Origin of the sequence: Emticicia sp. (assembly GCF_049241225.1) — a bacterium.
GTDB lineage: Bacteria > Bacteroidota > Bacteroidia > Cytophagales > Spirosomataceae > Emticicia.
The window spans coordinates 25,657-26,949 of sequence record NZ_JBMLRC010000390.1 but is presented as its reverse complement, the minus strand read 5'-3'; the positions used below and the strand labels follow the sequence as shown (position 1 = coordinate 26,949).

The following is a 1,293-nucleotide window of genomic DNA, read 5'->3' as shown; positions in this document are numbered from 1 at the left end:
GCTTACATTCACTGATAGATTTTACTTCTTTTTGCTGATAAATTTCATCATTAAACTCAACCAATTTTACGACAGTATTAATCGGAACATCTTTGCCCACATACTCAAGTGTGCCAGGCGAAGTGAAAACTTTTGTTTGTACGTATTTCTTATATTTTTTGTGGCGTTTCGACATGCTATGCTTCTTTTTTCCAACCTAAATAAATATCACTTAAAGCGACGTTACAGTTGATTGAATTTAACTCAATTACATCATTCAAAGAATCATACGAACGATACTGCCAAAAAATAATATTTTCATGTTTTGAATAAACCTCCACTCGAATTCTGTCTTGAGCAATTAATAAATATTCTCTCAGAGATTCTATCTGCTGGTATTTTCTGAATTTTTCGCCTCGGTCATACTTTTCGCTTGAGTCAGAAAGAACTTCTACAATTAATATTGGATTTTTTGCCGCATTTGGGTGTTCGACATAACTTTCAATTTCACCACACACGACTGAGGCATCGGCATAGACAAATTCATCTTCGGCAGTGGCAATGGCCAAGTCGCTATTGTAAGCCAAACATGGCTTTCCTTTTAGACTGTTTCGTAGTTCGGCAGCTATATTATTAGAAATCAGGGCGTGCGAAGGTTTTCCGCCTGCCATTGCGTAAATTTCTCCACCAAAGAATTCATGTTTTTGGAGCGATTTTTCTTCCAGTTCTACATATTCTTTGATGCTGATTTCTTTCTTTAAAACCGAATCTCCCATTTTTATGCTTGATTTTTATGCAATTTAAAGATTTTTCTCCTCAGCTCTCCAAAAACTGTTTATTAAAATTAAGCAAGAAAACTTCTTTTACGCCACGAGTGATGGCCGTATAAAGCCAGCGAATAAAGTCACTATCTATTTCGGCATCGGGCGGTAAATAACCTTGGTCAACAAAGACAGCATCCCACTGTCCACCCTGCGATTTATGGCAAGTCAGAGCATACGCAAACTTTACTTGGAGAGCATTCAGATACGAATCTTTACGCAATAAATCTTGGCGTTCTTTCTTTGATTTCACCCAAAAATAATCTTTCAGCACATTTTCGTAGAGCATTTTATTTTCTTCGGTGGTTAATGTTGGCGAATTCGAATAAAGCGTATTCAGAATAATCTTGCAATCAAATTCTTCTTCATCGGGATAATCAACCAGTTTGAGCGTAACGTTGGCAAAGCGAAGCCCGTGCATTTCTTCTTCTCGCCGAATCTTGATTACCTCCACAAAATCGCCGTTGGCAATAAAACCCGCCTTTGAATCTTC

2 protein-coding genes are annotated in these 1,293 nt (G+C 37.4%); both read right to left on the bottom strand.

Annotation, left to right across the window (positions count from 1 at the left end; translation table 11 throughout):
- Window positions 1-176: 176 nt before the first annotated feature.
- The gene (locus ACOVO2_RS20410) at window positions 177-755 is read right to left on the bottom strand and encodes a Uma2 family endonuclease (RefSeq protein WP_421771754.1); all 579 of its coding nucleotides are present in this window, start codon (window positions 753-755) and stop codon (window positions 177-179) included.
- A gap of 40 nt (window positions 756-795) precedes the next feature.
- Window positions 796-1,293, bottom strand: a 498-nt coding sequence (locus ACOVO2_RS20405) for an ATP-binding domain-containing protein (protein WP_421771753.1), incomplete at its 5' end; no start/stop codon positions are given.

Excerpts from the sequence above, each read along its gene's own strand:
- ACOVO2_RS20410 (WP_421771754.1), bottom strand. The coding sequence starts at position 755 with ATGGGAGATTCGGTTTTAAAGAAAGAAATCAGCATCAAAGAATATGTA.